General features: G+C 63.8%; 5 protein-coding genes. All 5 read right to left on the bottom strand.

What is annotated here, in order from left to right; genetic code table 11:
- Positions 1–160: NAD-dependent epimerase/dehydratase family protein (locus A33M_RS23230; RefSeq protein WP_157223576.1), on the bottom strand; the 160-nt coding region annotated here is incomplete at its 3' end.
- 15 nt (positions 161–175) lie between these two features.
- Positions 176–1018, bottom strand: coding sequence for a calcium-binding protein (locus tag A33M_RS24235; RefSeq protein WP_157223575.1), 843 nt, complete (start codon positions 1016–1018; stop codon positions 176–178).
- A gap of 138 nt (positions 1019–1156) precedes the next feature.
- Positions 1157–2590, bottom strand: coding sequence for an HlyD family type I secretion periplasmic adaptor subunit (locus tag A33M_RS19385; protein ID WP_008390831.1), 1434 nt, complete (start codon positions 2588–2590; stop codon positions 1157–1159).
- Positions 2587–4356: a type I secretion system permease/ATPase gene (locus tag A33M_RS19380; protein ID WP_008390829.1), complete on the bottom strand. Its 1770-nt coding sequence runs from the start codon at positions 4354–4356 to the stop codon at positions 2587–2589. The genes A33M_RS19385 and A33M_RS19380 overlap by 4 nt, the downstream gene beginning before the upstream one ends.
- Before the next feature lie 187 nt (positions 4357–4543).
- Positions 4544–6070: a beta strand repeat-containing protein gene (locus tag A33M_RS19375; protein ID WP_008390827.1), complete on the bottom strand. Its 1527-nt coding sequence runs from the start codon at positions 6068–6070 to the stop codon at positions 4544–4546.
- Between the last annotated feature and the right edge of the window lie 292 nt (positions 6071–6362).

The following is a 6362-nucleotide window of genomic DNA, read 5'->3' as shown; positions in this document are numbered from 1 at the left end:
CGAAATTCTTGTGGCCGATCAGGTGGGCGACGTTGCGCCGCGTGCCGGTATAGAAGTTGTCGAGGCACAGGACCTCGTAGCCGGCCGCGATCAGGCGGTCGCACAGATGCGAGCCGAGGAAGCCGGCGCCGCCGGTGACGAGAACAAGGTTTTGGTCCATCCCGATAGCCCGCGATCACCCGACTCCGGAAATAAACTTGTTTCCGTAGTGCTCTATCTCCAAATAATCCAGATAACGGGGCGCCGTTTTGAAGACACGAAATGTTTGGAGCAAGCCAAGTGTTGCCGCACTCTCCAAAGGACCAATAAATGCACTTGAAGGCTTTGCAAAGTACTCTTGAGACGCCCAATACGCCATTTGTTGGGCGTTCAAAAAATAACAACCAGAATGAGGGTTCCTCGCCTCGATGAACTCGATCTCACGCCCCAAATAGCTACACGACAGGCGCTCGCCGAGTTGGATCGGCCTAATCTTGTCGACAGCGCCTTTTCGTATGGGGCCATCGACGTAGAAGGTCTTTATTGTTCCCGTCACTCTGCACTCGAATCGGTTCGGTTGGAGCACCTTGTCGTTTCCAAACGTTCGTGAAAAGTGATTCAGCTTAGCCAATAGGAACGGGTCGTGGACGATTAGATCGTCTTCCATAAACCCGTACCAATCGTATCGCCCAGCCAACTCTCCGAGATAGCGCTGACACGCAAATCCCAAGAACATAGGGTCGTCAATTTCTGCCACGACATGCTTGTACAATCCCTTTTGCTCAGGCAGAAAAGAAAGTAGATGATCATCCTTGTTCGTTACAACAGCAATCGTTAGCTCGTACCGTTCAGGCCCAGGCGTGGCGGCTCGCTTCTCGATGGAGTACTCGGCTATGCCGCGACCAAAGCAACGGTAAAGCCCGGACATAGCAGCTCCGAGCGCCTTAGCGCGCTCCGAAGAGTTCCCGTTGGTCGAAGCATAGCGAGGATCCCCCCGCTCTTGGAAATAATGTGGAATAGTAATCAGGATAGAGGCCATTTTACCGCACCGCACTCATTTCAAAAAGGAGCGTTCCACTTTGATTCTTTCGGCCTCGAAGGAGCCTACTATCCGGCCGCTGTTGAAATACTGGGTCCTACTTGCAGATCCACGGTCCTCTTTCGCGTCCCTAGGAAATCACCGCTCCTTCAACGCGCTGCGCAAACTGTCTCGCACCGGCGCCATCAGGTAATCCATAACCGTCCGCTCGCCCGTGCCGATCATCACCGTCGCCGACATGCCGGGATAGACACGCACCTGTTGGCCGAGGTCACGCAGCGTATCGGGCGCAATCGCGAGCTCCGTCGTGAAGTACGGCTCGCCGGTCCGCTGATCCTGCAGCCGATCGGCGGACACCTTGGTCACCCGGGCCGGGATCATCGGCAGGCGGCGCGCCTCATAAGTGGACAGCTTCACGTTGGCGTCCATGCCGGGCGCGACCTCGTAGGCCTCGTCCGGCTTTACGCGGGCTTCCAGAACCAGCGGTGTGTCGGTCGGTACGATGTCGAGCAAGCGTTCCCCCGCACCGACCACGCCCCCCCGCGTGAACTGCGTGAGGTTCAAGACGTAGCCCGTGACCGGAGCCAACACCCGCGTTTGAGCGAGCGTCTCCTCCGCCGCTCGCAGCCGCGGCAACGCATCCGAAATGCGATTCTGAACGTCGCGCAACCCATCCGCGACCTCGGCGGCACGCTGCTGACGGAGCTGGACGATCTGCAACTCGGTCTCGCCCATCTGCTGCTGGGTGCGAGCGATCTCGGCGACGGTCGCCCCTTTGTTGCCGGCGAGATCGGCGGCGGTGCGCTGCAGAGCGCGGGCCCGCGTCTTCGGCACCAGGCCTTGGTCGAACAACTGCAACACGCCCTGAAGCTCGTCGTCGACGAACTTGGCCTGCTCCTCGGTGGCCGCCAACTGCGCCTCGAGTCCTTTGACACGCGTGGCGAGCTGCTCCTTCCTCTTGCTCAAGACGTCGAGCTGACCTTCCAACGCGGCCTGTCGCGACGCGAACAGGTTTTCCTGGTCTCGCAGCAGAGCCTGCACGGCTGGCTCGTTCGCCTGTTCCGCGAGTTCCGGCGGCAACGACATGCTGGCGGCATCGTCGCGCTCGGCCTCCAGCCTGGCACGCTGCACCAGAGCGGACCGATAGCCCGCCCGGAGAACATCGACGTTCGCCCGCGGGATGACGTCGTCGAGCAGCATCAAGGTCTGGCCTGCGGAGACCTCCTGTCCTTCCTCGACCAGGATATCGCGGACGATACCGCCATCACGGTGCTTGATGGTCTTTCGATTGTCCTCGACGCGCACGAAGCCTTGCGCGACGACGGCGCCCGCCAATGGGGCGAAGCACGCCCAGACGAACCCGCCGACGACGAAGAACAAGGTGACCAGAACGCCGAGCAGGATCGGCCTCTGCACCCGCGCATGCAGCTCGGGCGGCACGGAACGATCGGTGAAGTCGAGAGGAGCAACGGTGCGCGCTTCCGGCAAACCGGCCGCACGCTGCGGGTCGATGATGGTCTTGCGCCCGATGACTCCGAGCGCTTTTCCGGTCTTTTCCGTCGCGGCAGTCATCCGACGTCCTCCGCGGTCTTGTCGGCCGGGGCGGCGACCGCCGCCGGAGCCGGCGAGGAAGCGACCTCCGGCGTCGAGCGCGGCGCCGCCGGAGCGGGCCGCATGATGCGGGCGAGGATGGCGTCGCGGCTACCGAACGCCTCGACCTGACCGTCCCGCATCACCAGCATCTTGTCCACGTGCCGAAACACGCTCGCCCGGTGCGAGACGATCACCACCGTCGCGCCACGCGCCTTCAGTGACGCGAGTGCCTGAAGGAGGGCGGCTTCACCCTCGGTGTCGAGGTTGGCGTTCGGCTCGTCCAGCACGACCAGCGAGGGCTCGCCGAGAAGGGCGCGAGCCAAGCCGAGCCGCTGGCGCTGGCCGACCGACAGCACCATCCCGTTCGCGCCGAGAGGCGTTTCGTAGCCGTGCGGAAGGCGAACGATCAGGTCGTGAACACCGGCGTCCTGCGCCGCCTGGACGACTGCCGCGTCGGTCACATCCGAGCGGAACCGGGCGATGTTGTCGCGCACCGTTCCAGTGAACAGCTCGGTGTCCTGCGGCAGATAGCCGACGTGCCGCCCGAAGGCGGTGCGCTCCCAGGCATGGACATCGGCGCCGTCGAGCCGAACATGGCCGCCGGTCGGGCGCCAGATGCCGATGATGAGCCGCGACAAGGTGGACTTGCCGGCGCCGGACGGCCCGACCACGCCGAGCGCCTCCCCCGGCTGGAGCGAGAACGACACGTCCTTCAGCAGCGGCTTCGGCATGTCCGGCAGCTGAAACGTGACACGCTCCACGCTGAGCGCGCCGGCCGGAATGGGCAGTGCCGTCGTATGATCCGGCGGGCTGTAGTCCTGGAGAACGCCGCGCAGGCGGCGATAGGCCATGTTCGCTTCGACGAGCTGATGCCAGGAGGCGACCACCCGGTCGAGCGGCTGGAGCGCCTTGCCGGACAGGATCATGTTGGCGAACAGAACGCCAGGACCGAACACCTGCTTCAGCACCAGATAGGCGCCGAGCGCGATGACGCCGACCTGGATCGACATCCGGACGAACTTGATCGTGTCGCCGATCAGGCCGGCGAGCTCGCTCGCCCGCGCCTGACCGGAAATCACCGTGGCGCGATCACCGTGCCAGCGAGCACCGATCGCGGGCAGCATGCCGAGTGCCCGCACCACCTCGGCATTGCGCACGGCCATGTCGGTGAAGCGATAGCCGCGCAGCGCCGCCTCGTTGACCTCCTGCAGCGCGCGCCGGCTGACACGATCCTGGGCATAAGCGAGCGCGAGCAGGACGAGCCCACCGACCAGCGTGAGGGTGCCGACATAGGGATCGATCACGAACAGGATGGCGATGAAGATCGGCACCCACGGCAGATCGAGCACCGCCGCCAGCGCCGCTCCGGTGATCGACTGGCGAAACACGTCGAGGTCGCGCAAGGCCTGACTCTGCTGGCCCGCACCGTCGAGGTCGCTCGCGAACAGCGCGGCGAAGACGTGACGTGACAGGAGCCGATCGAACACCGCCCCGTAATGGATCATCACACGCGACCGCAGCGTGTCGACGGTGCCCTGGATCAGGAAGACGACCAGGACCCCGGTGGTCAGGATCACCAGCGTGCCGATGCTCTGGCTGTAGAAGACGCGCCCATAGACCTCGGTCATGTACAGCGGAAAAGCCAGGAACAGCACGTTGCTGACCGCGCTGAACAAGAAGACGAAGGCGAGCGGCCGAACGCTGTGGCGCAGCGCGTCCTGAAGGAGATTTCCGCGAGGAGTCATGCCTACCTATTCGCCGGTCGGATGAACCGAACCCGACGGGCCGCCTCGTGTGCCTTGGCCGCCCAGTCGAGGCCCGAACCATGGATTGCCGAAAATCCTGGCCAGATCACGACGGGACCGATCGAACGAGCAACCGAGAAAGGGGCGGCCGGAGCCGCCCCTTTCGTGTTCATGATGTCGGCGCGAACTACGCCACCGCAGTGATCTGATCGATCACATTGAGGTCGGTCACCCCGGTCAGCTTGATGACTTGATCTGTGCTGTCCAAAGCAGTGAGATCGCCACCGCCCTCGACAACGGCATATGCACTGCCCCCGTAGATCACGACCCCGATGTCGCCGGTATCGACAGCAGCGGCAGCGGCAGCGTCGAGGGCATCCTGGAGCGTAGCAGAGCTAGAGACCGTTACACCGACCACCAGATCGGTAGAATCACCGGTGTTGATGTTCAGCTGATCGCCGCTGCCCACCTCGAAGTCGGTGATGGTGACGATTCCCTCGCCGGTGGACGCACCGGCCGAATCGGCCCCGGCGCCTTGAGTGACGAGATAGGTATCGTCACCACCACCACCACTCAGGACGAAGGTGGCGGCGGTATCGGCGCCCACCGAGAAGGCGTCGTCGCCGGCACCGCCATACGCCGTCACGACAGTCCCCGAATCGGTTACGTCGATATCGGAGAGATCGATGGTATCGTCTCCACCGTTCCCGTAGATCGTGAAGTCGCCGGAGTCGTGCGCGGTGATGACATCCGCCAGGTCCGCCGAATCGGCTTCGCCCGAACCGCCATAGACCGTGTAGGAACCGCCGTCACCCGTCACGTCGATCGTGTCCGCCTCGGAGCCGGCCGTCACGGTCACCACCGAGGTCGAATCGCCGCCACCGACGGTGATGTCATCGCTGCCGCCACCGCCATAGACATTTGCATCACCGCCACCGGTGAGCGCGCCAGAGACCGTATCGTCACCGCCGTTGCCGAAGACGTCGAAGGTCCCCGCCCCGCCGAATCTGATGGAGTCCGCACCATCGGCCGCGTCGGCCTCGCCGGAGCCGCCATAGATCGTGACATCGCCGGCGGCGCCAGTCACCGAGACGGTGTCCGCCTCGGAGCCGGCCGTCACGGTCACTACCGAGGTCGAGTCGCCATTGGCGACCGAGAGGACGTCGTCGCCGCCGCCGCCATAGACGTTGGCATCACCACCAGCATCAAGATCACCAGAGACGGTATCGTCACCGCCGTTGCCGAAGACGTCGAAGGTCCCCGCCCCGCCGAACGTAATGAAATCGGCGCTATCGGCCGCATCGGCCGCGCCCGAGCCGCCGTAGATCGTGACGTCACCATCGGCGCTGTCGACCGAGATGGTATCGAGGCCCGAGCTGCCCGCCACGACGATGGTGGAGGTGGAGTCGCCGCCCGTCATGGTGATCGAGTCGTCGCCGGCGCCGCCGATCACGGTCGCCGTCACGGCGCTGTCGGCAAACGTCGCAGTGATCGAGTCGTCACCGCCATTGCCGAAGACGTCGAACGTGCCATAAGCGTCGACGCTATCGCCGATTGTGATGACGTCATCCGTGTCGGCCGCATCGCCTTCGCCGCGCCCGCCATAGATGGTGAAAACGCCGCCGGCGTTCTCGACGCCGATCGTATCCTCGGCAACGGTGCCGGTGATCGTAATGTTGTCCGTGCTGTCCCCAGTAACGCTGTAGGTCGCCATTCAGCTCTCCCAAATCGATAAGGCCGCTTCCCGCCGAGGCCAACGCGGCGCCCCGGCCGATGCTGCCTCCCGGGGCCGAGAGACAGGATCAGCCAAGGATTGTCTCCTATCCCAGATGCACGGGTCCTTGGCAAGCGTCGAGCAACAGCGCAACCTCTATAGCGGGGTGAGGCAGCCGCAAAGGGATTCGAGTGTGCCCCTCCGACAACACATAGACGTACCGCCCCCACTCGCCGGCGCTTGAAGAGCCGATCCGAGAAGTTGTTGAGTCTCGGGAATCGGTTGTGATTCC

The organism is Rhodovulum sp. PH10 (genome assembly GCF_000293785.1).
Classification (GTDB): Bacteria; Pseudomonadota; Alphaproteobacteria; order Rhizobiales; family Xanthobacteraceae; genus Rhodoplanes.
Note: the sequence above shows the minus strand (reverse complement) of the source record. Positions and strands in the feature narration are given on the sequence as shown.